1 protein-coding gene is annotated in these 882 nt (G+C 72.2%); it reads left to right on the top strand.

The features are described 5' to 3' along the window. The coding region (locus M8J74_RS21770; RefSeq protein ID WP_505016707.1) for a thiamine pyrophosphate-binding protein at positions 1–882 on the top strand (882 nt) is incomplete at both ends.

An 882-nucleotide genomic window follows, 5' to 3' on the forward strand; every position in this document is an offset into this window, starting at 1 on the left:
CGAGGCCCCCGAGGGCACCTCCCCCTTCGACCACACGATCTGGGCGATCGTCTCCGACGGCGACCTGGAGGAGGGCGTCTCCTCCGAGGCCTCCTCGATGGCCGGCCACCAGAAGCTCGGCAACCTGGTCTTCCTCTACGACGACAACCACATCTCCATCGAGGGCGACACCGCGACCGCGTTCTCCGAGGACGTGCTGAAGCGGTACGAGGCCTACGGCTGGCACACCCAGCGCGTGGAGCCCACCGAGAGCGGCGACGTCGACGTGCCCGCCCTGTACGCGGCCCTGAGGGCGGCGCAGGCCGAGACCGGGCGCCCCTCGATCGTCGCGATGCGCACGATCATCGCCTGGCCCGCCCCGAACGCGCGGAACACCGAGGCATCCCACGGCTCGGCGCTCGGCGACGACGAGGTGGCCGCCACCAAGCGCGTCCTCGGCTTCGACCCCGAGCAGACCTTCCAGGTGGACGCCGACGTCCTCGCCCACGCCCGCCAGGCCCTGGACCGGGGCGCCGAGGCGCACGCGGCCTGGGACAAGCAGATCGACAAGTGGCGCGGCGCCAACCCCGAGCGGGCCGAGCTCTTCGACCGGATCGTGGCCGGCCGGCTCCCGGAGGGCTGGCAGGACGCGCTGCCGGTGTTCGAGGAGGGCAAGGCCGTCGCCACGCGTGCCGCCTCCGGCAAGGTGCTCCAGTCCCTGGGCGCCGTCCTGCCGGAGCTGTGGGGCGGCTCCGCCGACCTGGCCGGCTCGAACAACACCACCATCGACAAGACGTCGTCGTTCCTGCCGGAGGGCAACCCGCTGCCCGAGGCCGACCCGTACGGCCGTACCGTCCACTTCGGCATCCGCGAGTTCTCGATGGCCGCGGAGATGAACGGCAT

Origin of the sequence: Streptomyces panaciradicis (assembly GCF_023516615.1) — a bacterium.
Taxonomy (GTDB): Bacteria; Actinomycetota; Actinomycetes; order Streptomycetales; family Streptomycetaceae; genus Streptomyces; species Streptomyces panaciradicis.